Origin of the sequence: Devosia sp. 1635, assembly GCF_013185955.1 — a bacterium.
In the GTDB taxonomy this organism is placed as follows: domain Bacteria; phylum Pseudomonadota; class Alphaproteobacteria; order Rhizobiales; family Devosiaceae; genus Devosia.
The window spans coordinates 481,368-506,231 of record NZ_JABAOM010000002.1 but is presented as its reverse complement, the minus strand read 5'-3'; the positions used below and the strand labels follow the sequence as shown (position 1 = coordinate 506,231).

Here is a 24,864-nt window from a genome sequence, read left to right as displayed (position 1 = left end):
CTTAGCTCAGAAAGGGCAGTTCCGGGCCGATCGGAATGATCCGCGTCGGATTAATGGTGACGTGGCTCCAGTAGTAGTGGGTGCGAATATGGTCGAGGTCGACCGTTTCCTTGACGCCGGGCACCTCGTAGAGCGCCTTGAGATAATGCGAGAGGTTGGGATAATCGGCAATGCGGCGGCGGTTGCACTTGAAGTGGCCGACATATACCGCGTCGAACCGCACCAGCGTGGTAAAGAGACGCCAATCGGCTTCGGTGATGTTCTCGCCGGTGAGGTAAGCGGTCTGGCCGAGCAGGTCCTCCACCCAGTCGAGGGCTGAAAAGAGCTTGACCACGGCTTCGTCATAGGCGGCCTGGGTCGTGGCAAAGCCGGCCTTGTAGACCCCGTTGTTGATGTCGTCATAGATGCGTGGGTTGAGCTCATCGATGCGCTCGCGCAGCTCGGCGGGATAGAAGTCCTCGGTGTTGCCGGTCAGCTCGTTGAAGGCCGAGTTGAACATGCGGATGATCTCGGCACTTTCATTGGACACGATGGTGCCGCGCTGCTTGTCCCAGAGCACCGGCACGGTGACGCGGCCGGTATAATGCGGGTCGGCCTCGGTATAGACCTGCCAGAGCATGTCCTTGCCAAAGAGGGCGTCGCCAGTGGAGCCTTCATCGGTCTTGAAGGTCCAGCCGGTTTCATCGGGCATTTTGGGGGAAACGACCGAAACCGAGATCAGGTCATCGAGCTCCTTGAGGCGCCGGAAGATCAAGGTGCGATGTGCCCAGGGGCAGGCGAGGGACACATAGAGGTGGTAGCGGCCCGCTTCGGCCTTGAAGCCGCCTTCGCCAGAGAGGCCGGGGCTGCCATCGGCGGTGATCCAGTTGCGAAAGCCCGATTGGGAGCGCTCGAACTTTCCGCCGGTCTTCTTGGTATCATACCATTGGTCGGACCATTTTCCGTCGATCAGCTGTCCCATGATGAGGCTCTTTCACGAGTTTGTTGCGCATGCGAGGTAAAGTCCCGCAAGCGTCGGGTTGTTGCAGGATTGAACGGGGAAATAGGGGAGAATGCCCGCCCGGATAAGCAGCCAAATCGGCAACAAATCGTTGTGCAAAAGAAACACGGACCGCTCGCTCTTGTTTTTGCCGGCACCCGGTACGACCTTTTTGTTTACGCAGGGCCATGGTGGTGCTAATGCGGATTTCAGGCGTGGAGGCGCCCAGGATGGTAAAGGTTTTGCTGGCAACACGACGACCCTAGAGGGTTTTTGAGCGGCGCGCTTTTTGTGGCGCCGGGTTTCTGCCTGCTGCTTCCATTTTGGATTTTGCCATGACCATTGCCGCGTCCACAGCCGTTTCGGCTGCTCCTCATGCCGGTGTGCTTTCCGTTCGCCCAGCAACTCCTGCCGATGACACCTTCATCGATGAGCTGCAGGCCATTGCCTTTGGCCCGGGCCGGTTTGCGCGGACGGCCTTTCGCATCCGCGAGCGTTTTCCGATCGACAAGAGCCTGAGCCTTGTTGCCGAAGTGGATGGCGTGCCATGCGGTTCGGTGTGGATGACCCCGATCAGCGTGGGCGGCAGCAATGGCTATCTGCTGGGCCCGCTGGCAACGCACCCCAATTTCCGGAAGCGCGGCGCCGGCAAGCTGCTGGCGCTTGAGGTCAGCAAGCGCGCCCTGGCCCGCAACGAGGGTAAATTCGTGCTGCTGGTGGGTGACCAGGATTATTATTGCCCGCTGGGGTGGGTCCCGACCGTGCCTGGTGCCATCCAGTTCCCCGGGCCGGTCGACCCCAACCGCGTGCTGCTGCTGGCCGAAGATCCGGCGCTGGCCAAGTCGCTGAGCGGCGTGATCGGCGCCTTCGGGGCCTGAGTACTGCCTGCACCCGGCTTGCAAAAGGCGCGTGCAGGGACGGGCGCTGTGTCATAGATAGGGGCGATGATTGTTCGCGCCGGTGACGCTTGATTGCAGAACTAGACCTTGATGCGCTGGCAGCACGGCTGCTGGCGCAACCTCCTGAATTGCCTGAGCGGCACCTGCTGGTGCCCGATTGGTCGCCGGCGCGCCCGTTCAATCGGCCGCCCGTGCCGGCGGCGGTGTTGATCGGGCTGATCCGGCGGCCCGAAGGGCACACGGTGCTTTATACCGAGCGCTCGCCCGACCTGCGCTCGCATTCGGGGCAGGTGGCGTTTCCCGGCGGCAAGGTTGACCCGCAAGACGCCGATGTGGCGGCAGCGGCGCTGCGCGAGGCCTTCGAGGAAGTAGGCATGGTGCGCAGCGATGCGCGGGTGCTGGGCTTCATGCCGACCTATTTCACCGGCACCAATTATCTCATTACCCCGGTGGTCGCCGCAGTGGAGCCGAGCGGCCCCTTTGTGCCCAATCCCGGGGAAGTGCATTCGGTCTTCGAGGTGCCGCTGAGCCGTGTGCTCGATCCGCAAAGCTATGGCGAGGTCAAGGTGGAGCGGGGCGGAACAGTGCACCGCACCTGGCAGATCGACCATGACGGCCACCGAATCTGGGGCATCACCGCCAATCTGACGCGGCTGTTTCGCGACCTGGTGACGGGGGCACGGCCATGACGGAGGCAGCCGAAGCGCAGCAGCGCTTGCGCGATGCCGAATGGCGGCAGCGCGCCGAAACCCAGGCAATCTTTGCGGCGCTGGATGGCGCGAGAGGGCGCACCCGCGCAGTGGGTGGGGTGGTGCGCGACACCATTTTGGGACGCAGTGACGTTGATATCGACATGGCAACCGAGTTGTTGCCAGCCGAGGTGGTACGGCGCGCGGAAGAGGCGGGGATTGCGTCTTATCCGACCGGAATTGAGCACGGTACCGTGACGCTGCGGCTGGGTGAAACGCTGGTCGAGGTCACCACGCTGCGGCGGGATGTGGAAACCGATGGGCGGCATGCGGTGGTGGCGTTTGGGTCCGACTGGGCGGAAGATGCGGCGCGGCGCGATTTCACTCTCAATGCCCTCTATGCCTTTGCCGATGGGACGCTTTTTGACCCGCTGAGCGGATTGGACGATGCGCTCAATGGCCGGGTGCGGTTCATTGGCGATCCGGCACAACGAATCGCCGAAGACGGTTTGCGGGTTTATCGGTTCTTCCGCTTTTCGGCGCGGTTTGCCGGGCAGAGCCTAGATGCCGCAGCGCTGGCGGCCTGTGCGGCGGCGGTTGGTGCGCTCGATCATCTTTCCGCCGAGCGGGTGGGCGGGGAAATGCTGCGGATGCTGGCCTTGCCGCAGATCGCGGCGACCTTGCGGGTGATGGCCGGTATCGGGTTGCTCGAGCTTGAGGTGCCAGGCCTGGCGGCGCTGGAGCGGTATGAAGAACTGGGTGGGGTGGCGGTGAGCGGGCGGCTGGCGCTGCTGCTGGGAGAGAGCAATCCAGAACAGCTGCAGCACAGCTGGCGATTGGCCAATGAAACCGTCCGCGAAGCCGTAGAGGTGCTCGCGGCGGCAAGGCTGTTGTTGCAGCGCCAGTTGAGTGAAGCGCTTTATCGCTTTGGAGCAGGGTGCGGGGAAGGGGTGCTGGTCGCGGCGGCATTGGGTGGCTGGAGTGCCGAAGCAACCGTCGAGATGCAGCGGCGGGTCGGGGAAATCGTCGTGCCGCCCTTGCCCATTGGTGGCGCCGATCTGCTTAAGCTGGGCATGAAGCCAGGCCCGGCATTGGGCCAGGAGCTGGGGCGACTGGAAGCGTTGTGGCTGGCCAGCGATTTTGCGCTGGACCGGCAGGCGCTGCTGGCAGCCGCCCAGGTATGAGCGGAGCCGAGCGCCTGCAGCAGTCCAGATGGGTCAGGGGAAGCGCACTTCGGGCGGCATGGACGATAGAATCGAATTCACATTGCCGCCGGTCTTGAGGCCGAAGGTAGTGCCGCGGTCGTAAAGCAGGTTGAACTCGACATAGCGGCCGCGACGCACCAGCTGCTCATGGCGGTCGGCTTCGGTCCAGGCCTGTTCGAAATTGCGGCGCACCAGACGGGGGTAGATGTCGAGGAAGGCCTCGCCCACGGCTTGGGTGAAGGCGAAGTCGGCTTCCCAGTCACCGGTATTGTGGTGGTCATAGAAGATGCCGCCGACGCCACGATGTTCATTGCGGTGGGGCAGGAAGAAGTACTCGTCGCACCATTGCTTGAGTCTGGCATAGTCGACGCCCGGCCGATTTTCGCAGGCAGCGCGCATGGCGGCGTGGAAATCAACGCTGTCCGGATCGGTCTGGGTGCGCCGGCGGTCGAGCACCGGGGTGAGGTCAGCACCGCCGCCGAACCACTGCTTGCCGGTTACGATCATGCGCGTGTTCATATGCACGGCCGGAACATGAGGGCTCCAGGGGTGCACGATGAGGGAAATGCCCGAGCTCCAAAAGCTCGCGCCTTCCTCGGTGCCGGGGATCTGCTTGGCAAAATCCCCCGAGAAATTGCCGTGCACGGTCGAGATATGCACGCCAGCCTTTTCGAACACGCGGCCATGGAGCATCGACATTTCGCCGCCCCCGCCTGCCGCGCGATCCCAGGGCGAGCGCTCGAACTGACCGGCGGGCAGGTGAGCATGGCTGCCTTGATGTTTGCGCTCGATGGCCTCGAACTCGGCGCAAATGCGATCCCGCAGCTGCCGGAACCAGGTGGTGGCGCGGGTTTTCTTGGTCTCGATATCGTCTGGGATATTCATGCTTGGGATATGTACCGTCATTGCAGGCTCGTCCACCCGTCAGTTTGTCGTTTGGCTTCCCCCAGAATAAGCGCTGCCGCGACGGCGACATTGATCGAGCGCAAACCGGGCTGCATCGGAATGCGAATCTTGAGATCCGCGATTTCGGCGACCGCATCAGGTACGCCAGCGCTTTCGCGGCCCATCAGCAGAATGTCGTTCTCTTGGTAGCTCGCAGCATAGGCGGAAGTCGTGGCCTTGGTCGTAAGCAGCACCAAGCGGCGCCCGGCCGATTGCCGCCAGGCATCGAACTGGCTGAACCCGGTATGCTCCACTACGCTGGCGCGATCCACATAGTCGAGCCCCGCACGGGCCAGGTTCTTTGGTGAAAAGGGGAAGCCGGTGGGATGGATGATGTGGATGGTCGTGCCCACGCAGGCGCAGAGCCGGATCAGGGTGCCGGTGTTGTTGGCGATATCGGGTTGATAAAGGGCGAGATCGACCGGCATGAGCTTGATCGTGGCAAGGGAGCGCGCAGGCATAGTCCAATAGCTGGCGAAAGGCGCCGGGTATAGTGTCGCAGCCAGCCTCGTTCATTCCCGCGCGCTCTGGACAAGCGCCGGGGACAGTGCAAAAAGAGCGCACCTGACGGGCCGCTTGAGGGCGGACGGCGGCCGATTCTGCGTAGGTGGGAGCTGGCTGCGCTTGCCGGCCGCGTCGAAGTGTATTGTACGGGGATCGTGACCTTGGCTACGCAAGCTGAACATTCATCCACGCGACGGGATTTCCTGTTTGTGGCAACCGGGGCCGTAGGGGCTGTAGGCGCCGCTGCCGTGGCCTGGCCGCTGATCAATCAGCTGAACCCGGATGCGTCTACGTTGGCGCTGGCCAGCATCGAATTCAACCTTACCGGCATCGAAGAAGGCCAGGCGGTCACCATCATGTGGCGCGGCCTGCCGGTGTTTGTGCGTCATCGCACTCCGGCCGAGATCGAGGAAGCCCGCGCTGTGCCGCTGGCAGACCTCAAGGATCCCGAGACGGACGAGCAGCGCACCCAGGAAGGCCACGAGCAGTGGCTGATCATGATCGCGAACTGCACCCATCTCGGTTGCGTGCCGGTGGGTCAGTCCGGCGACTTCGATGGCTGGTTCTGCCCGTGCCATGGCTCGCACTACGATACGGCCGGACGTATTCGCAAAGGTCCCGCACCAAAGAACCTGGTGCTGCCGCCTTATAATTTCGTCAGCGATACGCTGGTCCAGATCGGTTAGTGGGGGCTTCGCCGATGTCAGAACATTCAACTTACCAGCCGGGTACCGGCGTAGAAAAGTGGCTCGACGAGCGGTTGCCCGTTGTCAGGTTTGCCAAAGAGCACCTGATGGACTTTCCGACGCCCAAGAATCTCAACTATTTCTGGACCTTTGGGGCCATTCTGGCGATCATGCTGGTGGTGCAAATCGTCACCGGCATCATTCTGGCGATGCACTACACCCCAAACATCGCCATGGCATTCAACTCGGTTGAGCATATCCGCCGTGACGTGAATGGCGGGCGCATCATCCAGGCCACCCACGCCGTAGGCGCCTCGATGTTCTTTGCCGCCCTCTACATCCATATGGGCCGCAACCTGTATTTCGGGTCCTACAAGGCTCCGCGCGAGATCCTGTACATCATCGGCGTGCTGATCTTCATCATGGTGATGGCAACGGCCTTCATGGGCTATGTGCTGCCATGGGGCCAGATGAGCTTCTGGGCTGCTACCGTTATCACCAATATCTTTGCCGCGATTCCGATTGTCGGTAACCCGATCCTGGAGCTGCTGCGTGGCGGCTTTGCTGTCGACAATCCGACGCTGAACCGCTTCTTCTCCTTGCATTACCTGCTGCCATTCGTGGTCGCAGCACTCGTTGCGCTCCACATCTGGGCGCTGCACGTGCCGGGCAACAACAACCCGACCGGGGTCGATGTGAAGTCGAGCCGCGATACCGTGCCTTTCCATCCGTACTACACGATGAAGGACCTGTTCGCGGTCGTGGTCTTCGCCATTCCTTTCGCGTGGTTCGTGTTCTTCATTCCCGATATCCTTGGCCACCCCGACAACTATGTCATGGCCAACAGCCAGGTGACGCCGGCGCATATCGTTCCCGAATGGTACTTCCTGCCCTTCTACGCGATCCTGCGCGCCATCGACTTCAACATCCTGTTCATCGACTCGCGTCTTGGCGGCGTCATCTTCTTTGCCGGCTCCATCGTGATCCTGCTGTTCGTGCCGTGGCTCGATCGGTCGCCGGTTCGCTCGGGCACCTTCCGCCCGCTGTTCAAGTGGTTCTACTGGCTGTTCATCATCAACTTCCTGGCTCTGGCCTATCTGGGCGCGGCGCCGGCTGAAGGCATCTATGTGGTGCTCGCCAAGATCACGACGTTCTACTACTTCTTCTACTTCCTTGTTGTGTTGCCCTTCCTGCCGATGTTCGAGAAGCCCCGGCCCTTGCCGACCAGCATCTCGGAAAGCGTACTGGGCAAGGCACTGCCGTGACGGTTGGGATCAGGTCAATGTTCAATATCAAGACACTCATCTCCGCCGCAGCAGTGTCGGCCGCTCTGATCGCAGTCCCGACTGTCGCCCAGGAAGCCGATACCCACGCCACTCCGCATATCGAGCGGCAGGACTGGAGCTTCGCCGGCATTTTCGGCACCTATGACCAGAACCAGCTGCAGCGCGGCTTCCAGGTGTTCCGGGAAGTTTGTGCCAACTGCCACAGCGCCAATCTGCTTGCTTTCCGCAATCTGGCCGAGCCCGGTGGCCCGCACTTCTCGGAAGAACAGGTCAAGGCGCTGGCGGCCGAATATGAGGTTGCCGATCCGGCAGCCGAGGGCGGCGTTCGGCCGGCCGTACCAGCAGACCGGTGGCCGGCGCCTTTTGCCTCCGATCAGGAAGCTCGCGATGCCAACGGCGGCTCCGTGCCGCCGGACTTCTCCGTTCTGGCCAAGGCACGTGGCGTCAGCGATCCGTTCCCCACCTGGATCTTCAACTACTTTACCGGTTACGCTGAAGGCGGCCCGGATTATATCCACGCGCTGCTCAACGGCTATGTCGAACCACCTGAAGGCTTCGAGCTACCGGAAGGCAAGTACTACAACGAGTACTTCCCAGGGCACGCCATCGGCATGGCACCGCCCCTGGCGGACGACCAGATCACCTATGAACCCGGTGAAGACGGCCAGACTGTTCCACAGACAGTCGAGCAGTACTCGCAGGATGTGAGTGCGTTCATGATGTGGCTGGCCGAACCTGGCCTTGTGGCGCGCAAGCAGACCGGCTTTGTGGTTCTGCTGTTCCTGTTCGTGTTCGCGGGCCTGCTGTGGTTCACCAAGAACCGCATCTGGAAGAGCGTCGAGCACTGAGTGCTCGCCGCCGAACTGCGTTGAGTTGAAGGGTCCTACGGGACCCTTTTTTCACGCCATGCCCCAGTTCGGGCCTATCCCCTTGTTATTCTCGCGCGAGACCGCATTATGGGTCTCGAATCTTCGCCGAGGAGCCGTCATGTCCGCGATCCGCATTGCCGTTACCGTGGTGAGTGCAGCCGTGGCCGCCAGCCGCCATCCCGTGGTGCGGGCGGGCATGCGGGCGGTGGCCAACAATCCCAAGGCGCGCGATGCAGCCGTGACCGTTACCCGAGGTGCCGCCTACCAGGCCGGAGTGGTGGCACGGATGATCGTTCGGCGCCGGCTGCGCTAAGCTTCCCAATATTGCGAGTGTTTCATGCCGCTTGACCTGCAATCGCTGGTTCGCACCATTCCGGACTACCCCAAGAAGGGGATCCTGTTCCGCGATATCACAACGCTGATCGAGCACCCCGAAGGGTTCAGAGAAAGCATCGAGCGTATTGCTGCGGCCCATCGCGACCTCGGCATTACCCATGTGGCGGGAATAGAGGCGCGCGGCTTTATATTCGGGGCAGGGGTGGCGATCGCGCTCGGCGTGGGTTTCGTGCCGATTCGAAAGCGCGGCAAGCTGCCGGGCCAGACCATCGGCCAGAACTATGTGCTGGAATATGGGGTCGACACGATCGAGATCCACGCCGACGTGCTGACCGACGTGCACAAGGTGCTGCTGGTGGACGACTTGATCGCCACCGGTGGGACGGCCTTGGCGGCTGTGGGGCTGCTGCGGCGCACGGGTGCCATCTGCGACCATGCGGCCTTTGCCATCGACCTGCCCGACCTTGGCGGCGCCGAAAAGCTGCGTCACGAGCAGGTCGAGATTTATTCGCTGATGGCGTTCAGCGGCCACTGACTACCAGTTATTGCGGCCATCCACCTGGGAAACGGGCAGGGAGCTCGGGTCGAAGTCGGGGATCATGCGCAAGTTGACGGTGATGATCCGGTTGGCAGGGATGGCGTCGGTCATGCCGGGCTTGAGCGTGCCGTCAAGGTTGTAGAGTGAGCCCCAGTCCGGGCAGTCGCTGTGCGTGTTGCCGCCGCACTTGGCACAGAAATGATGCAGGTTCACCCCTTCGCTGGCCGAGTAGACCTGATCGTTAGTCGCGGTGATGCGAACCTCTTCAGGGGCAAAGCTGGCCCAGACGGCGCCCACGCGATTGCACAAGGTGCAATTGCACTCATGGGCTTCGGTGGGGGCTTGCAGCATCTCGATCCGGGTGGAGCCGCAGTGGCAGGTTGCAACAAGTGTCATGGTGGTTCTCCCTGAGGGTTGTGGGAGCAACCTGCCAGCAAGGGATGACAGAGCCTGTCAGCAGGTCTCAGGCCGCGATGGATTGCCGGTTGTCGAGGAGGCAGAACTGGTTGCCCTCGGGGTCGCGCAGAATGGTGCAAGTGGGTAGCACGCGCACAATCTCAGCGCCGGCCTGGGTCAGCTTGTCCACTTCGCTGGGGCGATCTGAGGCGACGATATCGAAGTGAACGCGGTTGTTGTCGGGCCGGCGGCCGTCGATGTTCTGAAAGCAGATGCTGGGTCCGGGGCCGTCGAGCATAACCATCTGGCCGGCATCGGGAGCCAGACCCAGGGCGGCGAGGCGGGCAAGTTCCGCCTCGTCTTGTTGGCGCAGTGTGTAGCCGTCCAGCAGATTGACCCAGAACTGGGCGAGCTCGGTTGGCTGTTCGCAGTCAAAGACGATCTCGTGGATGGCACCCATGCCCGATCTCCTGTTCCAATTCCCGCATTGCTTAGAAAGGAATTGCGGCAAGACTAGGCAGGGGTGCTCCAAGGGGCGTCAGGCGGGGCCGGTTAGGGCTCCAGCTGACCGGTTTTGGGGGCCTCTTCAGCGCTGATATCGGGCTCGTTGCGGGTCTTCCACAAGGAGAAGAGCACGCCACCGGCCAGGATACCAACGGTCACGACTAGCGAGAGCAGGGTGTCGATCTTGATCTCGAGGGGGACGAGGAAGATCTTGATACCCACCAGCACCAGCACAATCGCCAGGGCCGTCTGCAGGTAGCGGAACCGGTTCATGGCAGCGGCCAGGGCGAAGTAGAGCGCGCGCAGGCCAAGGATGGCGAAGATGTTGGAGGTGTAGACGATAAAGGTGTCCTGGGTCACGGCAAAGACGGCGGGCACGGAGTCCACGGCAAAGATCAGGTCGACCGCTTCCACCATGATCAGCGCCACGGCCAGCGGGGTCAGGAACATCACTACCTTACCCGTCTTGGGGTCTGGCTCACGCACGGTGAAGGCACGGCCATGCAGGCGGTCGGTGATGCGGAAGTGCTTGCGCAGGAAGCGAAATATCGGGTTGTGCTCGATGTCGGGCGTTTCATCCTGATGCTTGAACATCCGGAAGCCGGTGAAGATCAGGAAGGCGCCGAAGCCGAACAGAATCCAACTGAAGGAGTGCACCAAAGCAGCGCCAAGGCCGATCAGAATGGCGCGGAAGGCGATCACGCCCAGAATGCCCCAGAACAGCACGCGGTGCTGGTAGAGGCGGGGAATGCCAAGAAAACCGAAGATCGTGGCGATGACGAACATGTTGTCCATCGCCAGGCTCTGCTCGATCAAATAGCCCGTATAGAATTCAAGCCCGGCTTCGGCGCCGCGGGCCCACCAGACCCAGCCGCCAAAGGCGAGCGCGATAGCGACGTAGAAGCCGTAAAGCGTCAGGCTTTCGCGCGCAGAAATTTCGTGTTCGTCTTTGTGCAGAATGCCAAGGTCGAACACCAGCAATGCGATAACGACCGTGATAAACGCGGCCCAAAAATAAACGGGGGTACCCAAAAAATCGCCCGAAAGGGCGGCAAGAAGCGATTCCATCGCCGGACCATCTCCATGTGAACATTGGAGCAGCTCCGACATCGCCATAGTGAACTATGACCAGAGGGGCCCGGCGCCGCACAGCAAGAATGCGCAAATGCGGCGAAAAGTTCAACCCGGTGCGGCAGGATGCCGCCAAGTTAATTCAGCGGGGAGAGCAGAGCATGACGACGGCGTCGTTTGTTTCGAGCTGGATCACAGTGCCACGGGTATGGTCGGGCACGACTCGGCCGGCCTGAATGCCGCGCGCCGACTTGAGGCCTCCGTCGTTGAAGCCCACCCCGTCCTGGTAGCCGGTGATGCTGCCGGTTCCCGAAGCTGCATCCGCAAGGGCTGTGGAAGCAAAGCCATAGACCGCACCATAGATGGTCAGAATGCCCGCCTTGCCGCCGGTCTCGTCGCGGCAGCTCCAGTTGCCCTCAAAGCTTTGCGCTGAAGCGGGCAGAACGAGCAGGGCGATGAAGGCGGAGGCAAGGGTGATTCGGCGCATGGCGTTAGTGTGAATCGCCTCGGTGCGCTGTTCAACTGCGTCGGGCGATGAGCGGGCCGATGAGCGGGAGGTTGGTGAGTGCCTGCAACAGTTTTTGCCACCAGGGCATCCGGTAATCGCGCAATTTCGAGAACGCGACCAGTTCGGCGCTATAAACAAGATCGCCGTGCTGATTGGTGCCGGTCAGCCGGTTGAACAGCAAGCCCCAACCCGGCAGGGAATTGGAGGGGCGCTTGCCGGTGACGACAAGCTGAAAGCTGACCACATCGTCGGGCCGGACTGGCGTGGGGAAATCCATGCTGTTGACGCCGGGGGAGGGGCCGGACACTCCAGGCTCCTGCCCGAGGGCCCGCAGGCGCTCTTCCTCGGCAAAGAGGGTGTCGACCATTTTGCGATGACCAACGCTCGCGACGTGCCAGCCGCTGGCCACGAGGCCCTTGAGGTAACTTGCCCCGGCCGCGCGCGGATCGGTGTGCACGGGCTGCGGATCGTAGAGGCTGGCAAAGCGGATGATGTCATCGGCCTCGAAAGTGTGCGTGCCCAGATCGAAGGCTTCATCGATGACGATGTCTTCATACCAGCGCGTCATGCCGATACTCCAAAGGCGCGGGTGGCGACGCGCAGCGACAGGCGCATCTGCAGCACCGGCTGGCGCTTTTGATTGCCGACATCAAAGTTTAGAGCCACGATGCCGAGTTCGGGTTGGCTCGGCAGACTCGTCAATTCCGCAATGGTAGCGGTGCCGCCGATATCGTCACCAACCATGACCGGATTTTTCCACTTCAGATCCCGAACGCTGGCGATTCCCGCGGAGTTGGTGGTGGCAAGGAAGCTATCGCCCAGCATGCGCAGGCATAGCGCGCCAGTCTGCCAGCCGCTGGCGGCCAGGCCGCCAAGCAGCGAGGCTTGGGCTGCGCTTTCGTCGAGGTGAAACGGGAAGGGGTCGAACTCACGCGCAAAGCTCGTGATCATGTCCCGCGTTAGGGTGGTGCGACCAAGCTCGATCACTTCGCCGAGCTGCAGATCCTCCCAGAAGCGGGGAGAGGTAATTACCGGTTCGGTCATGCAGTTGCCCCTTACGTCAAGGCGGTTGTGCACGCTTCAGACGTGGCGGGCAAGATGGATGCGAGCGGGGAGGGCAGGCGGACGGGCGAGTGGTACTCGCCCGATCCGGTGCCGTTCAGACGAGGTCAGGTGTTGAACTTGAACAGCATCACGTCGCCGTCCTTGACCACATATTCCTTGCCTTCGTCGCGCGCCTTGCCGGCTTCCTTGGCGGGAACTTCGCCGCCCAGTGTGACGAAGTCTTCGTAGCCAATGGTCTGGGCGCGGATGAAGCCGCGTTCAAAATCGGAGTGGATGACGCCGGCGGCCGCAGGGGCCTTGTCGCCCTTGTGGATGGTCCAGGCCCGCGTTTCCTTGGGGCCGACGGTGAAATAGGTCTGCAGGCCCAGAAGATCATAGGCTTCGCGGATGAGCCGGTTGAGGCCGGGCTCATGCAGGCCGAGCGATTCCAAATATTCGGCCTGTTCGTCATCGGGCAGCTGGGCCAGCTGGCTTTCGATCTCGGCCGAGATGATGACGACGCCGGCGCCATTGGCATGGGCGTAATCCTCGACGGCCTTGCTCATGGCGTTGCCGCTTTCAGCCGAGCTTTCGTCCACATTGCACACATAGAGCACGGGCTTGGAGGTGAGGAGCTGCAGTTCCTGGAAGGCCTTTTCTTCCTCGGGGGAGCGCTCGACAAAGCGGGCCGACTTGCCCTCGCGCAGCAGCACCAGCGCGCGGTCGATCAGATCGAGCGTGGTCTTGGCTTCCTTGTCATTGCCCTTGGCCTTCTTCTCAACGCCGGCACGGCGCTTTTCGAGGCTTTCGAGATCGGCCAGCATCAACTCGGTTTCCACCACTTCGGCATCGGCGAGCGGGTCGACCTTGTTGGCGACGTGGATGATGTTGCCGTCTTCAAAGCAACGCAGCACATAGGCGATGGCATCGCATTCGCGAATATTGGCCAGGAATTGGTTGCCCAGGCCTTCGCCCTTGGAGGCACCCTTCACGAGGCCGGCAATATCGACAAAGCTCATGCGCGCGGGCAGGACGTTGACGGACTTGCCGATGGCGGCAAGCTTTTGCAGGCGTTCATCGGGCACGGGGACGTCGCCCACATTGGGCTCGATGGTGCAGAACGGGAAATTGGCGGCGGCAGCCGCAGCGGTGCGCGTGAGCGCATTGAAAAGGGTCGACTTGCCGACATTGGGCAGGCCGACAATGCCCATCTTGAAACCCATGGGAAACTCCGGAAATTTGTTGGTCCCCACTTGGGTCGGAATGGCGGGGAAGTCAATGCAGGCGTGCCCATCTGAGCGGGAAGCAGCCTTGCCCGGGGCGGGAAGGGGGATGTAGCGTGCCTCCGATTGAAGGCGCAAAGGAAGTGAAATGACCCCAATCGTGCTCGTGCCGGGACTGCTGTGTTCGGCGGAGATCTTTGCCGCGCAGGCCACTGCCTTGTGGCCTTATGGACCGGTGACGATCGGGTCGACGCTGGAGGGCGGCACGATGGCGGAAATGGCGGCGGCAATCCTTGCCGCAGCGCCGCCGCGCTTTGCCTTGGCCGGTATCTCGATGGGCGGCTATATCTGCCTTGAGATCATGCGGCAGGCGCCCGAACGGGTGGTCAAGCTCGCCCTGCTCGACACGTCGGCCCGGCCGGACACGCCAGAACAGACCGCGGTGCGGCGGGAACGGCTGGCGCGGGCCAAGGCCGGCGAGTTCGAAGCAGTGGTGGTTGAAGCCACCGGCGCAACACTGCATCCGGACCGGCAGGACGATCCGGAGCTGCGGGCCGTGAACCTGCGCATGGCGCTCGCGGTTGGCCTCGAGGGCATGGTGCGCCAGCAGGAGGCAATCATTGCGCGGGTGGACTCGCGGCCAAGCCTTGGCGCCATCACGGTGCCGACGCTGGTGCTGGTGGGGGATAGCGATCCGCTGACGCCACCCGAGCGGGCGCGTGAAATTGCCGAAGGGATCGCCGGGGCCGAGCTCGTGGTGGTGCCCGATTGCGGACATGGCTCCACGATCGAGCAGCCCGAAGCGGTCAATGCGGCGCTGATCCGGTGGATTACGGCCTGAAGCCGAGCGCGGCCTAGTCCTTGTTGCCTAGCAGGCGCTTGAGCATGCCGGCCATTGGGCCGGTGGCGGGCAGCTTGGCTTGTGGCTCGGCGGGGCGAGCCTGGCGGATATGGGACTGGGCCTTGGCGGCTGGCTTGGGCGCAGCCAAGGCGGCTCCCTCGCTCTTCGTGGCCAAGGCGAGCTTGTTCATGAAACCGCTGTCGTCGCCCGCAAGCAGCATGCCGATATTGGCGGCGATGGCATCGAGCAGGGGCTCGAGCCAGGTGGCATCGGCCTTGCTGAAATCGCCGAGCACATGGTGGGTGACCAGGTCCTTGGAGCCGGGATGGCCGATGCCGAGGCGAACGCGCTTGTAGTTGAGGCCAATCTGCGGGTCGATTGAGCGGAGCCCGTTATGGCCACCATTGCCGCCACCGATCTTGACCCGCACCTTGCCGGGGGCGAGGTCGAGTTCGTCATAGAGCACGATGACCTCGGCGGGGTCGATCTTGTAGAAGCGGGCGACCTGCTGCACGCTGTCGCCGGATTTGTTCATGAAGGTCTGCGGCTTGAGCAGCAACACGCGCTCGCCATTGATCGTGGCTTCCGAAATCAGGCCGGCATGCTTGCTTTTCCAGGGGCCGGCATTGTGGCGCCGCGCGATGGCGTCGATGGCCATGAAGCCGATATTGTGGCGGTTGCCGGCATATTGGTTGCCAGGATTGCCGAGGCCGACCAGCAGGTACATGAGGAACTCCCGAAACAAAACGAGGCGACCCGGAGGCCGCCTCGAAATTCAGCAACAGAACACCAGGCAGATCAGGCGGTGGCTTCTTCGCCGGGCTCGGCCTCGCCGCCTTCAGACGACTTCAGCGCCGAAGGAGCAACGATGGTCGCAATGGTGAAATCGCGATCGGTGATGGTCGGGGTCACGCCCGCTGGCAGCTGCACAGCCGAAATGTGGATGGAATCGCCGATTTCCGAGCCGGTGAGATCGACAACGATCTCTTCGGGGATGGCATCGTTGGGAGCCAGCACTTCAACAGTGTGACGCACCACATTGAGGGTGCCGCCGCGCTTGAGACCGGGGCTCTGCTCTTCGTTGATGAAGGTGACATGCACTTCCACCTGGAGCTTGGAATTGGCACCGACGCGGAGGAAATCCACGTGCAGGGCGAAGTCCTTGACCGGATCGAGCTGGTAGTCGCGCGGGATCACGCGGTGGACGGTGCCGTCGACGTCCAGATCGATGACGTGGCTCAGAAAGCCGCCGGCATAGATGTGCTTCATCGCGTCCTTGTAGGCGAGCGAGATAGTGACGGGGGGTTGTTTGTCACCGTAGATAACAGCGGGAACGAGTCCCTGACGACGCAGCTCACGAGCGGCCCCCTTGCCCACTCCTTCACGCGCCTGTGCCTTGAGCACCTTGGTCTCAGCCATGGAATTTCCATTCATGGGGTTGGTGTATGCGTCCTTACAACAGCATACGCGCCCGTCCTCCAGGGGTGACGAGCGCTTCATGGGCAGGCTATAGCCCAAAGCCGGGGGAGGAGCAAGGGAATGCTCGGCGCGCGGCAGCGTGCGGGTCAGTTTTGGCGGGGATTTGCGGACCGCCGGAGCGCTGGCCGGCCTGGCGCAGCAGGTGCTCGGCAGGACGACTGCGAGTCATCCCAAGGGCTTGGGCGGCTTTGCTCTCGTGGAGCATTGGCGCCCCCGGCGGGCGGGGGCGCAGTCCGCAGGGACTGGATCAGTCAAAGAGGCTCGAAACGCTTTGTTCGCTGGCGGTGCGGGCGATGGCCTCGCCAATGAGGGGGGCAATGGAAACGCGCCGGATATTGCCGGCATTGCGCTGAGCTTCGGTCTGTTCGATGGAATCGGTGATCACCAGTTCCTTGAGCTTGGAGCCGGCGATACGGGCGGAAGCGCCTTCGGACAGCACGCCATGGGTAATGTAGGCGGAGACTTCCTTGGCACCGGCCTTGATCAGGGCCTCAGCGGCGTTCACCAGGGTGCCGCCGCTATCGACGATGTCGTCGATCAAGAGGCAGGAATGGCCGGACACATCGCCGATGATGTTCATCACTTCCGACACGCCGGCGCGGGGGCGGCGCTTGTCGACAATGGCGAGATCGGCGCCGATGCGCTGGGCAATGGCCCGGGCACGGGCAACGCCGCCAACGTCGGGCGACACGATCATCAGGTTGTTGGTGTCGTAGTTCTGTTCGATATCGCGCGTCATCACCGGCGCCGAATAAAGATTGTCGGTCGGGATGTCGAAAAAGCCCTGGATCTGGGCGGCGTGCAGATCAAGCGTGATGACGCGATTGACGCCGGCGCCAGCAATGAGGTTGGCCACGAGCTTGGCCGAGATGGGCGTGCGCGGCGCCGATTTTCGGTCCTGGCGGGCATAGCCGAAATAGGGGAGAACCGCGGTGATGCGGCGGGCCGATGAGCGGCGCAGAGCATCGGTCAGGATCAGCAATTCCATCAGGTTGTCGTTGGCCGGAAAGCTCGTCGACTGCAGGATGAAGGCATCCTCGCCGCGCACGTTTTCATGCACCTCGACATAGACTTCCTTATCGGCGAACCGCTTGACCGTGCAGTCGGTCAAAGGCAGTTCCAGATAGGAGGCGACGGCTTCAGCGAGGGCACGGTTGGAGTTGCCGGTGACCAGCTTCATATGGGGTGATCCTGTCTCAACGACCCCGGGGAAGGCGGGGCTATCAGTTTCGGGCGGAGCATTAACGGCTGAAGCCCTGACTAGCAACGCTCCTAACGTAGGATAGATAAGAAGATTTATCCAAGACCGATAATGGCGATCTGCCGGCCCGTCGTGGTGCCGGCATGCGTGGCGTAGCGATGGGAGAAATAGCGGGCTGGATCGGCATAGGTGCAGCCCCCGACCTTATCGATGGTGCTGACGCCCGCGGCGGCCAGTTGATCGGCGACAAAGCCGGGAAGGTCAAAATGCGCCTGACCTTCGGGCGGCTGGCTGAAGCGGTGCTCGCTGCCGGGGCGAAGGGCAAGGAAATCGGCCTTGAACTGTTCGCCGACTTCGTAATTGGCACCGCTGATGGTGGAGCCGATGGCGGCGATGATCCGGGCCGGCTCGGCCCCCAGTTCCGCCATAGCCTCGAGCGTGGCGCTGATGATGTTATCGGCGGCGCCGCGCCAACCGGCATGGGCCGCTCCGACAACGCCGGCGACCGGGTCGGCGAGCAGAATGGGCGTGCAATCGGCGGTGAGAATGCCCAAGGCCATGCCGTTACGGGCGCTGACCATCGCATCGGCCTCGACCCGGGGGCCGGAATGGGGCCCGGTGATCGTCACCACGCGGGCGGAATGGGTCTGCTTGAGCAGCGCCAGGCGGTGGGGGGCAAAGCCCAAGGCGGCCGTCACCAGCTTGCGGTTATCGGCCACCACAGCGGGATCGTCGCCATTGGTGTCGGAGAGATTGAGGCTGGCGAACGGCCCTTCCGATAGACCACCCTCGCGGCCGAAAAAGGCGTGCCGGACATTGGGAATGGCGATCAGGCCGGGGCTTTGTTCGTGGGGAACGTTCATGCGCTTAATCCTGGCGGCTGCAGGCCGGGGCTAGCGGCGCAAAAGACCTTGAACAGATCACCCATCTGGTCGGGAGCGACAAGGCGGTTGCGGGCCGCTTCCAGGTCCTTGGCCGAGCCCGGATTGGCGGCGCTGAGGGCGCGGGTGCGCTCGTTGATGCCAAGGCGGGACAGGAATTCGCCCTGCGTTGCGAGCGGCTGAACCGCAAGGCCGGCATTGCGCGCCACATTGCCCAGGGCTTCGAAATCCACATGGGCGGAAAGATCGGTTTCACCGGGGGCATCGAGCACATCGGCAAAGGCATGGCGGCGCACACCCTGCAGGGTTTCGCCGGTTTGGGTGCGCCCATAGCCATAGTCGATGGCGAGGATGGCGCCGCCTTGCGCTGCCACGAGGCGGGAGAGGCGTGACATCACCTCGCCGGCGGCAAACCCGACCTCGAATACGGCATTGGGCGGCGCGTCGGCGAGGGCCGCGGGCATGGTGGTGGGGGGAATAGGAGTGGGTGACAGGCCAAAGGCCAGCTTATCCTCGGAAAGCCCGACCAGGCGTTCGTTCCAGCCCTGTTCGGTGCGCACGAATTGCCGGATCGGCATGGCGTCAAAGAACTCGTTGGCGACCACGAGGAGCGGCCCGGGCGCGACCTTGTCGAAGCTGTTGATCCATTGCGGCTCATAGGGCTCGAGCCGGCGGTGCTGTTCGGCAATGAGGCCGGGACTGGTTTCAAACAGGCGCAACTGGAGAGCGTCGCGGAAGCCTTCAGCGCGGCAGGCGACGCGCAGCATATCGGCCATCAGTGTGCCGCGGCCGGGACCGAGCTCAAGCAGGGTGAAGCTCTTGGGCTGGCCAAGTTGCTGCCAGAGATTGACGAAGAAGAACCCGATCAGCTCGCCGAACATCTGGCTGATCTCGGGGGCGGTAATGAAATCGCCGGAGGCACCCAGCGGATCGGCGCCCTTGTAATAGCCTTCGCGCGGATGGGTGAGGCACAGGCCCATATAGGTCGCGACCGACATGGGACCGGTTTCGCGGATCTGCATGGCGATGACTTCGGACAGGCTCGGCTTGTCAGCGGACATGGCGGCCTCGCGAGGCATAGATAACAAGGATGATGCCGCCAATGAGCATCGGCAGGCTCAGCACCTGGCCCATGGTGAGCCAGCCGCCATAGAGATAGCCGATCTGCTCGTCGGGAAGGCGCACGAATTCTACGGCAATTCGCGCCAGGGAGTAGCCAATGGCAAAGATGCCAGCGGTAAGGCCAGGGCGACGCAGGCCATAGGCGACGTGGGTGACGAAGCGGATCACGAGGAAGAGGAGCAGGCCTTCGAGCGCCGCTTCATAGAGCTGGCTGGGATGGCGCGGGGTTTGCAGCGGATCGGTGGGAAAGATGACGCCCCAGGGCAGGGTAGTCGGTGCGCCATACAGTTCGGCATTGATGAAGTTGGCGATGCGCCCGAGCATAATGCCGATGGTAGCAACGGCGCCCAGGAGATCGAGCGCAGACAGCCAGTTGCCGCCCTTGGAGCGCGTGAAGAGGATGCCGGCGAGCATCAGGCCCAGCATGCCCCCGTGATAGGACATGCCGCCATCAAGCGTGTTGAAGGCCTGCAACGGATTTTGCAGGTAGAACGGCAGGTTATAGAAGAGGACGTAACCGACACGTCCGCCCACCACGATGGCGAGCATGGTCCAGAAGGCGAAGTCCCAGATCTCCTCGGCCTTGAAGGGCGGGCGGCCATTGGGCCAGAGCCGCGTATTGCGCAGCAAAAGATAGCCATAGGCGGCGCCGAGGCCGACGCCAAACAGGTATGCGAGGGCATACCAGCGAATGGCAAAGGGGCCGATGGCAAAGGCGATGGGATCGATATTGGGAAAGGGCAATGAGCGCTCCATGGAGGTCGCGTGGACCATTGCCGCTTCGCCCGCTCTGGTCAAGTCGGCAGCGCTCCCCTACATTTGGGGCAAATGCGCCAGCTGGCGCCAACCCAACAGGTGTCCTGATGAGCCAAGGCAAGAGAATTTTCGACGATCTGGGTCGCGTGATGAATGAAGCTGCCGGTGTTGCCGATGGCGTGCGCCGGGAAGTGGAAACGGTGGTTCGCGGTCAAGCCCAGCGTTTCGTGACGGATATGGACTTGGTCAAGCGCGAAGATTTCGACGCGCTGCGCGAACTGGTTCAGGTGCAGGGCGAAGAGATCGATGCTTTGCGCAAGGAAATCGCGGCCTTGCGGGAGACCGATACGGGCCCGATCGTGATCTAACGAGGCTCATCGCAACAACAACCTTGAGGAGGCGCTGCAGTTTGCGGCGCCTTTTCTGTTTCTGCCCGGGCCAGAGGCGTTGTTAACGCCGTCTTAATGCGGGCTCACCAATCTTCCACAAGAGATTGCCGTTCTGAGGCCCCGCCTCGTCCCCGGAATCCCCGATGGCGTGTAGGGTTCTCGTTAAGAACGATTCGTAGGCAATCCCGCGTGCGGCCAGTTCCCTTGCGTACCCGAACCTGCGGCCTTTGGCCGTGGCATCGATCATCGTTGCAGGACCAAGCTGCCATGTCGCTTTTTCAGGTCGAAGCTGACCGTACCATCCACCCCGTTGATATCATCGAGCAGATCGCGGCGATCAACGACTGGAATTTCGAGCGGCAGGACGCCGACGAAATCTCGATCTCGGTGCGTGGCGGGTGGTGCGACTATCACGTTTCCTTCAACTGGATGGAAGACCTCGAGTCGCTCCATGTCGCGAGCGCGTTCGATCTCAAAGTGCCTGAAGGGCGGCGGAACGAGATCAAGCAGCTGATTGCCCTCATCAATGAGCAGCTCTGGATTGGACATTTCGACAGCTGGAACCGGGAAGGGGTGGTGCTGTTTCGCAATTCGCACCTTCTGACCGGGGGCGCCGAGGTGTCACCCCAGCAATGCGAGGCGCTGCTGCGTTCGGCAACCGATGCCTGCGATCTGTATTATCAGGCTTTCCAGTTCGTCGTCTGGGCCGGCAAAACCGCTGCCGATGCCCTGAGCCATGTGATGTTCGAAACGGTAGGTGAAGCATGAGTGCAGCCCTTCAGACTATCGGCCCGGTGATGCTGATCGGCGCGGGCAAGATGGGCCTGGCCCTCGCGCGCGGGTGGCTCGAGGCTGGTCTGCCGCCCCACAATCTGGTGCTGGTGGATCCTTCGCCGAGCGAAGCCGCAAAGGAGCTGGCGCAGGATTATGAATTGCCGATCAACGCCGAGGCGGTTGGGCTGCAACCCAATGTGCTGGTGCTTGCCGTCAAGCCGCAGGTTGTGGGTCCCGTGATGGAAAGCCTGCTGCCCGTGGTGGGTTCGCATACGGTGGTACTTTCGATAGTGGCCGGTATCCAGCTGGCGCAGCTGACGGCAGCCCTGCAAACTGGTCGCGTGGTTCGCTGCATGCCGAACACCCCGGCGCAGGTTGGCAAAGGCATCACCGGTGCCGTTGCGGGCCCCGAGGTCAGTGCGGCGGACAAAGCTTCGGTCGATGCGCTGCTGCGCGCTTCGGGCAAGGTGGTCTGGCTCGAGCGGGAGGGCGATATTGATGCCCTGACGGCAGTGTCGGGATCGGGTCCTGCCTATGTATTCAACCTGGTTGAAGCCTTGGCAGTGGCTGGGGAAGAGCAGGGCTTGCCCCTAGCCATCGCGATGCAACTGGCGCGGCAGACAGTGATCGGTGCTGCGGCGCTGCTGGAGGCGGATCCGGCGCCGGCAAGCGTGTTGCGCGAGAATGTGACCTCGCCCAAGGGCGTGACGGCAGAAGCTTTGGCCGTGCTGATGGCGCCGGACGGGTTGACGCCGCTGGTGGGGCGGGCGGTTGCGGCGGCGCGGCAGCGTTCAGAGGAACTCGGGCGCACCTAAAGGGCTCTCTCTCGTATCTCAGAGTTTTTCGGTGAGCTTGAGCCCGTCGAGCACGGGCCGGTCATTGGGCTCGACCATGCCGGCGAGAAACTGACGCACGATATTGCCCGCTTCTGCGGGCAGGCTGCTGATGGCAGCCTCGATGCGGCTGGCTTGGCTCGCCGAGAGGCTGGCGAACAGTTCGCGCCCCTTGTCGGTGGCAAAGAGCAGGCGCTGGCGGCGATCGGTTTGGCCGGTTTCCTGTTCGATATAGCCATTGTCGATCAGCTGGCGCAGCACGCGGGCAAGGCTTTGCTTGGTGATCTTGAGGATATCGAGCAGGTCGGCGACCGGCATGCCGGGCTTGAGATTAACGAAATACAGCACGCGGTGATGGGCCCGGCCGAAGCCCTGCCGCTCGAGCAAGGCGTCGGCGTCGCCGGTGAAATCCCGATAGGCGAAGAAGAACAGGCCCATGATGTCGAGGGGCAGATCAGGGGGGCCTTGGTCGCCCAAGTTTATGTCAGCTATGTTGACATTTCTCTGCTGCGCTGACATTGTCTTCCTTATCGACCGCCGATCATTCTTATCCCAAAGCCTTTGCCGTTTGCCAAGGGTATGGGCCTCGGGCATGATCCCCGGCCAGGCGGGTCTGCCTAGGATGCAGCACCGATCAATAAACGATTTTGGAGAGGATCATGGCAGGCTTGCCCATGGACCAGCGCGATGGCTGGATTTGGTTTGATGGTGAAATGGTGCCGTGGAAGGACGCGAAGATCCACGTCCTGACCCATGGCTTGCATTACGCCAGCTCGGTATTTGAGGGCGAGCGCGCTTATGGCGGCGAGATCTTCAAGTCGCGCGAGCATACAGAGCGCTTGATCCGCTCCGGCAAGACGCTGGACTTCACCATTCCTTATTCTGCCGACCAGATCGAGGCAGCCAAGCGCCTCGTGCTCGAGCGCAATGGCCTGGTCGACGCCTATGTCCGTCCCGTCGCCTGGCGCGGCTCGGAAGAGCTGAGCGTGCCGGCGCGTAACAACACTGTGCATCTGGCGATCGCTGCCTGGGTGTGGCCGAGCTATTTTTCGGTGGAAGAAAAGCTCAAGGGCATTCGCCTTGAGTGGAGCAAGTGGAAGCGTCCGTCGCCCGAGACCATCCCGTCTTCGGCAAAGGCGGCGGGTCTCTACATGATCTGCACGCTGTCCAAGGACGCGGCGATGGCCAATGGCTATGCCGATGCGCTGATGCTGGACTATCGCGGCTATGTGGCCGAGGCGACCGGCGCCAATGTGTTCTTCATCAAGGGCCAGGAAATCACCACTCCAACGCCCGACTGTTTCCTCAACGGCATCACCCGCCAGACCCTGATCGATCTGGCCAAGCGCAATGGCTACACCGTGACCGAGCGGCACATCATGCCCGAGGAGCTGAGCCAGTTCGACGAGTGCTTCCTCACTGGCACGGCCGCGGAAGTGACGCCCGTGTCGCAGATCGGCGAGTTCCGGTTTACGCCGGGGCAGGGCTGCCGCACCTTGATCGACGCTTATGGCGCCGAAGTGCAGCCCAAGCGGGCTGCCGCCGAATAAGTAGTGAGAATTGGAGGCCGGGTATCATGCCCGGCCTTTTTGTTACCGGTCTGCCAGCCAGCGCTCGCGCGCGGCGTCGTCGGCCGGCTTGGCTTCGACCCAGCGTGTGCCCGCAGGTGTTTCTTCCTGCTTCCAGAAGGGTGCGTCGGTCTTGAGATAGTCCATCAGATATTGAGCGCCATCGAAGGCGGCCTGCCGATGCGGCGCCAGCGTCATCACCTGCATGATCGGCTCGCCCGGCACGAGGCGGCCATAGCGGTGCAGCACGGAGGCGGCGGTGAGGGCGAAGCGCTGTTTGGCGCGCTCCAGGATGGCGCTGATCTCGTTTTCCGCCAGTTCGGGATAGCATTCGAGAATGAGCGCGGTGATGGGGTGCTCGGGGGTGGAGCGGACAATGCCGGTAAAGGTCACCGCGGCTCCAGCGCCATTGTCACCGGCCAAAAAGGCATTGCTGAGCAAGCCGGGATCAAAAGGCTGGTCGGTGATGCGTACGGACATTTCAGCCGCCGGTCATGGGCGGGAGGATCGCCACTGTGCTGGCACCGAGAATGGACGCATCATGGGCGATGATATGAGCGTCGCGTGAAACCTTGAACTGCTCGGGTTTTTCAAGAGCGAGTGCCAGCGCCTCGTCCTGCTGGGCCAGCCAGGCCAGCACATCGGCCGCGGTCTCAACCTCGGGCGGCAAGGTGACATCGTCTTCGCTGCGATTGAGGCGCTCGCGCAGCCAGGCGAAATAAAGGATCTTCACGGCGCTTCGCCCGACAGATGCAGCCAGCTGGCGCGGAAATACTGCAGGCCGGTCCAGAGGGTCAGGATGCCGGCGAGCCAGAGCAGGAGGTCGCTGATCAGGCCAAGGCCAGGCACGAGACGCTCCAGCAGCACCAAGGTCAGGGCGACTAGCTGCACGGTGGTTTTCCACTTGGCGAGCTGGCTAACGGGGAGGACGACCTTCACATTACCGAGAAACTCGCGCAGCCCTGAGATGAAGAACTCGCGAAAGAGGATGGCGATCACCGGGATCATGTCCCACCCCGAAAAGCTGCCATCCCAGGCGAGCACGGCGATCATGATGCCGACCAGCATCTTGTCGGCGATGGGATCGAGCATGCGCCCGAGGGGCGAGACCTGCTGCCACTTGCGGGCGAGATAGCCATCCACCCAGTCGCTGGCCGCCGCAACGATGAATAGCACCAGTGCCACGGCACGCAAGTTTTGGTCGCCGGTCATCACCAGCCAGGCGATCGGCACGATCGCAAAGATGCGCGCGATGGTGATGAGGTTCGGGATGGAGGTGATCTGGGACTTGGCCATGGGCGAACAAGACAGGAAGGCGCCCGACCGGTCAAGAGTCGA

Annotated in this window: 33 protein-coding genes; 13 read left to right on the top strand and 20 right to left on the bottom strand. The window is 62.5% G+C overall.

The genetic code is table 11. The features are described 5' to 3' along the window. Position 1: 1 nt before the first annotated feature. Positions 2–961, bottom strand: a complete 960-nt coding sequence (locus HRU92_RS09360; protein ID WP_172123840.1) for a glutathione S-transferase family protein — start codon at positions 959–961, stop codon at positions 2–4. 353 nt (positions 962–1,314) lie between these two features. Between HRU92_RS09360 and HRU92_RS09355 the strand changes: the two genes are divergently transcribed. The 3 genes from HRU92_RS09355 to HRU92_RS09345 all read left to right on the top strand — a co-directional run bounded on the left by HRU92_RS09355 (position 1,315) and on the right by HRU92_RS09345 (position 3,751). Beyond that, a complete protein-coding gene (locus tag HRU92_RS09355; RefSeq protein ID WP_127753742.1) occupies positions 1,315–1,857 on the top strand; it encodes an N-acetyltransferase in 543 nt (180 codons plus the stop codon). An 89-nt stretch (positions 1,858–1,946) separates the two neighbouring features. Continuing rightward, a complete protein-coding gene (locus tag HRU92_RS09350; protein ID WP_172123838.1) occupies positions 1,947–2,567 on the top strand; it encodes a CoA pyrophosphatase in 621 nt (206 codons plus the stop codon). Continuing rightward, the gene (locus HRU92_RS09345; RefSeq protein WP_127753740.1) at positions 2,564–3,751 is read left to right on the top strand and encodes a CCA tRNA nucleotidyltransferase; all 1,188 of its coding nucleotides are present in this window, start codon (positions 2,564–2,566) and stop codon (positions 3,749–3,751) included. Before HRU92_RS09350 ends, HRU92_RS09345 begins: the two co-directional genes overlap by 4 nt. A 33-nt stretch (positions 3,752–3,784) precedes the next feature. Here the strand turns inward: HRU92_RS09345 and hemF are convergent, their stop codons facing one another. Together hemF and HRU92_RS09335 are read right to left on the bottom strand one after the other, a co-directional pair. Further along, on the bottom strand, positions 3,785–4,678 hold the full coding sequence (hemF, locus tag HRU92_RS09340; RefSeq protein ID WP_172123834.1) for an oxygen-dependent coproporphyrinogen oxidase: 894 nt from the start codon (positions 4,676–4,678) through the stop codon (positions 3,785–3,787). After that, a complete protein-coding gene (locus HRU92_RS09335; RefSeq protein ID WP_248305104.1) occupies positions 4,675–5,178 on the bottom strand; it encodes a tRNA (cytidine(34)-2'-O)-methyltransferase in 504 nt (167 codons plus the stop codon). Before HRU92_RS09335 ends, hemF begins: the two co-directional genes overlap by 4 nt. 204 nt (positions 5,179–5,382) lie before the next feature. Here HRU92_RS09335 and petA point away from each other — a divergent pair, with 204 nt between their 5' ends. The 5 genes from petA to HRU92_RS09310 all read left to right on the top strand — a co-directional run bounded on the left by petA (position 5,383) and on the right by HRU92_RS09310 (position 8,933). Next, complete coding sequence (gene petA, locus HRU92_RS09330) at positions 5,383–5,907, top strand: ubiquinol-cytochrome c reductase iron-sulfur subunit (protein WP_127753738.1); 525 nt, start codon at positions 5,383–5,385, stop codon at positions 5,905–5,907. Between the two features lie 14 nt (positions 5,908–5,921). After that, positions 5,922–7,172 (top strand): cytochrome b/b6, encoded by a 1,251-nt coding sequence (locus HRU92_RS09325; RefSeq protein WP_127753737.1) that lies wholly within the window; start codon positions 5,922–5,924, stop codon positions 7,170–7,172. A 17-nt stretch (positions 7,173–7,189) separates the two neighbouring features. Beyond that, entirely contained in the window at positions 7,190–8,041 is an 852-nt protein-coding gene (locus tag HRU92_RS09320) for a cytochrome c1 (protein ID WP_127753736.1), read from the top strand. A 139-nt stretch (positions 8,042–8,180) separates the two neighbouring features. Then, positions 8,181–8,375 (top strand): hypothetical protein, encoded by a 195-nt coding sequence (locus tag HRU92_RS09315; protein ID WP_127753735.1) that lies wholly within the window; start codon positions 8,181–8,183, stop codon positions 8,373–8,375. A gap of 24 nt (positions 8,376–8,399) precedes the next feature. Next, positions 8,400–8,933: an adenine phosphoribosyltransferase gene (locus HRU92_RS09310; protein ID WP_172123832.1), complete on the top strand. Its 534-nt coding sequence runs from the start codon at positions 8,400–8,402 to the stop codon at positions 8,931–8,933. Here the strand turns inward: HRU92_RS09310 and HRU92_RS09305 are convergent, their stop codons facing one another. The 7 genes from HRU92_RS09305 to ychF all read right to left on the bottom strand — a co-directional run bounded on the left by HRU92_RS09305 (position 8,934) and on the right by ychF (position 13,682). Then, positions 8,934–9,332: an aldehyde-activating protein gene (locus tag HRU92_RS09305; protein WP_172123830.1), complete on the bottom strand. Its 399-nt coding sequence runs from the start codon at positions 9,330–9,332 to the stop codon at positions 8,934–8,936. 67 nt (positions 9,333–9,399) lie between these two features. Then, positions 9,400–9,792 carry a VOC family protein gene (locus HRU92_RS09300; RefSeq protein ID WP_172123828.1) on the bottom strand — a complete coding sequence of 131 codons (393 nt, stop codon included), beginning with the start codon at positions 9,790–9,792 and terminating at the stop codon, positions 9,400–9,402. A gap of 92 nt (positions 9,793–9,884) precedes the next feature. Beyond that, positions 9,885–10,904 (bottom strand): TerC family protein, encoded by a 1,020-nt coding sequence (locus HRU92_RS09295; RefSeq protein WP_127753731.1) that lies wholly within the window; start codon positions 10,902–10,904, stop codon positions 9,885–9,887. A gap of 145 nt (positions 10,905–11,049) precedes the next feature. After that, entirely contained in the window at positions 11,050–11,394 is a 345-nt protein-coding gene (locus tag HRU92_RS09290) for a hypothetical protein (RefSeq protein ID WP_172123826.1), read from the bottom strand. Positions 11,395–11,425: 31 nt separating this feature from the next. Continuing rightward, complete coding sequence (locus tag HRU92_RS09285) at positions 11,426–11,983, bottom strand: MaoC/PaaZ C-terminal domain-containing protein (RefSeq protein ID WP_173088077.1); 558 nt, start codon at positions 11,981–11,983, stop codon at positions 11,426–11,428. Beyond that, positions 11,980–12,459 carry a MaoC/PaaZ C-terminal domain-containing protein gene (locus tag HRU92_RS09280; protein ID WP_173088075.1) on the bottom strand — a complete coding sequence of 160 codons (480 nt, stop codon included), beginning with the start codon at positions 12,457–12,459 and terminating at the stop codon, positions 11,980–11,982. Before HRU92_RS09280 ends, HRU92_RS09285 begins: the two co-directional genes overlap by 4 nt. A 125-nt stretch (positions 12,460–12,584) precedes the next feature. Beyond that, complete coding sequence (ychF, locus tag HRU92_RS09275) at positions 12,585–13,682, bottom strand: redox-regulated ATPase YchF (RefSeq protein ID WP_173088072.1); 1,098 nt, start codon at positions 13,680–13,682, stop codon at positions 12,585–12,587. Positions 13,683–13,830: 148 nt separating this feature from the next. On the opposite strand from ychF, the gene HRU92_RS09270 reads away from it, so the two are divergent. Further along, on the top strand, positions 13,831–14,523 hold the full coding sequence (locus tag HRU92_RS09270; RefSeq protein WP_173088070.1) for an alpha/beta fold hydrolase: 693 nt from the start codon (positions 13,831–13,833) through the stop codon (positions 14,521–14,523). Between the two features lie 13 nt (positions 14,524–14,536). Here HRU92_RS09270 and pth read toward each other — a convergent pair whose 3' ends face one another. From pth to lgt, 6 genes are all read right to left on the bottom strand, one after another. Next, a complete protein-coding gene (gene pth / locus HRU92_RS09265) occupies positions 14,537–15,250 on the bottom strand; it encodes an aminoacyl-tRNA hydrolase (RefSeq protein ID WP_173088068.1) in 714 nt (237 codons plus the stop codon). 71 nt (positions 15,251–15,321) lie between these two features. Next, on the bottom strand, positions 15,322–15,942 hold the full coding sequence (locus HRU92_RS09260; protein WP_127753725.1) for a 50S ribosomal protein L25/general stress protein Ctc: 621 nt from the start codon (positions 15,940–15,942) through the stop codon (positions 15,322–15,324). Between the two features lie 307 nt (positions 15,943–16,249). Next, positions 16,250–17,182 (bottom strand): ribose-phosphate pyrophosphokinase, encoded by a 933-nt coding sequence (locus tag HRU92_RS09255; protein WP_127753724.1) that lies wholly within the window; start codon positions 17,180–17,182, stop codon positions 16,250–16,252. A gap of 116 nt (positions 17,183–17,298) precedes the next feature. Beyond that, positions 17,299–18,066, bottom strand: a complete 768-nt coding sequence (gene pgeF / locus HRU92_RS09250) for a peptidoglycan editing factor PgeF (RefSeq protein ID WP_173088066.1) — start codon at positions 18,064–18,066, stop codon at positions 17,299–17,301. Next, positions 18,063–19,145, bottom strand: coding sequence for an SAM-dependent methyltransferase (locus HRU92_RS09245; protein WP_172123814.1), 1,083 nt, complete (start codon positions 19,143–19,145; stop codon positions 18,063–18,065). The genes pgeF and HRU92_RS09245 overlap by 4 nt, the downstream gene beginning before the upstream one ends. Then, on the bottom strand, positions 19,135–19,980 hold the full coding sequence (lgt, locus tag HRU92_RS09240) for a prolipoprotein diacylglyceryl transferase (protein ID WP_248307097.1): 846 nt from the start codon (positions 19,978–19,980) through the stop codon (positions 19,135–19,137). The genes HRU92_RS09245 and lgt overlap by 11 nt, the downstream gene beginning before the upstream one ends. Positions 19,981–20,069: 89 nt before the next feature. Between lgt and HRU92_RS09235 the strand changes: the two genes are divergently transcribed. The 3 genes from HRU92_RS09235 to proC all read left to right on the top strand — a co-directional run bounded on the left by HRU92_RS09235 (position 20,070) and on the right by proC (position 21,940). Continuing rightward, on the top strand, positions 20,070–20,330 hold the full coding sequence (locus HRU92_RS09235) for an accessory factor UbiK family protein (protein WP_172123812.1): 261 nt from the start codon (positions 20,070–20,072) through the stop codon (positions 20,328–20,330). Positions 20,331–20,618: 288 nt separating this feature from the next. Then, positions 20,619–21,119, top strand: coding sequence for a YbjN domain-containing protein (locus tag HRU92_RS09230; protein WP_127753720.1), 501 nt, complete (start codon positions 20,619–20,621; stop codon positions 21,117–21,119). Beyond that, complete coding sequence (proC, locus tag HRU92_RS09225; RefSeq protein WP_172123810.1) at positions 21,116–21,940, top strand: pyrroline-5-carboxylate reductase; 825 nt, start codon at positions 21,116–21,118, stop codon at positions 21,938–21,940. The genes HRU92_RS09230 and proC overlap by 4 nt, the downstream gene beginning before the upstream one ends. Before the next feature lie 18 nt (positions 21,941–21,958). Here the strand turns inward: proC and HRU92_RS09220 are convergent, their stop codons facing one another. Continuing rightward, positions 21,959–22,396: a MarR family transcriptional regulator gene (locus tag HRU92_RS09220; protein WP_172125080.1), complete on the bottom strand. Its 438-nt coding sequence runs from the start codon at positions 22,394–22,396 to the stop codon at positions 21,959–21,961. 221 nt (positions 22,397–22,617) lie between these two features. Between HRU92_RS09220 and HRU92_RS09215 the strand changes: the two genes are divergently transcribed. Beyond that, positions 22,618–23,508 (top strand): branched-chain amino acid aminotransferase, encoded by an 891-nt coding sequence (locus HRU92_RS09215; RefSeq protein ID WP_172123808.1) that lies wholly within the window; start codon positions 22,618–22,620, stop codon positions 23,506–23,508. Between the two features lie 42 nt (positions 23,509–23,550). Here the strand turns inward: HRU92_RS09215 and HRU92_RS09210 are convergent, their stop codons facing one another. Genes HRU92_RS09210 through pgsA form a run of 3 tightly spaced genes read right to left on the bottom strand, consistent with a single transcriptional unit; the run spans position 23,551 to position 24,822 of the window. After that, entirely contained in the window at positions 23,551–24,006 is a 456-nt protein-coding gene (locus HRU92_RS09210; protein ID WP_172123806.1) for a molybdenum cofactor biosynthesis protein MoaE, read from the bottom strand. Between the two features lies 1 nt (position 24,007). Further along, positions 24,008–24,259 (bottom strand): MoaD/ThiS family protein, encoded by a 252-nt coding sequence (locus HRU92_RS09205; protein ID WP_172123804.1) that lies wholly within the window; start codon positions 24,257–24,259, stop codon positions 24,008–24,010. Further along, on the bottom strand, positions 24,256–24,822 hold the full coding sequence (pgsA, locus tag HRU92_RS09200) for a CDP-diacylglycerol--glycerol-3-phosphate 3-phosphatidyltransferase (protein WP_172123802.1): 567 nt from the start codon (positions 24,820–24,822) through the stop codon (positions 24,256–24,258). Before pgsA ends, HRU92_RS09205 begins: the two co-directional genes overlap by 4 nt. Positions 24,823–24,864: the final 42 nt, after the last annotated feature.